Source organism: Microbispora hainanensis (assembly GCF_006874475.1).
GTDB classification, from domain to species: domain Bacteria; phylum Actinomycetota; class Actinomycetes; order Streptosporangiales; family Streptosporangiaceae; genus Microbispora; species Microbispora hainanensis.
On record NZ_VIRM01000232.1, the window covers coordinates 1 to 283 of the forward strand.

Here is a 283-nt window from a genome sequence, read left to right on the forward strand (position 1 = left end):
ACCCGGTGATCCTGGAGATCCAGGGCATCGCCACGCTGCCGCTGACCCAGGACCGCAGCAAGGGCTTCGCCGACGCACTGAAGACCTACGGCTTCTCGGTGACGGCGCAGCAGGACGCCAAGTTCACGGTGGAGTCGGGCACGCAGGTGGCCAGCAACCTGCTGCAGGCGCACAAGAAGATCGACGCGATCTGGAACCACGACGACGACCAGGGCATCGGTGTGCTCGCCGCGATCAAGGAGGCCGGTCGCGACGAGTTCTTCATGGTCGGCGGCGCCGGCTC

At 66.8% G+C, this 283-nt stretch carries 1 protein-coding gene; it reads left to right on the forward strand.

The annotated features are described in order from the left end of the window. On the forward strand, positions 1–283 hold a 283-nt coding region (locus FLX08_RS40250), incomplete at both ends, for a substrate-binding domain-containing protein (protein WP_142625467.1).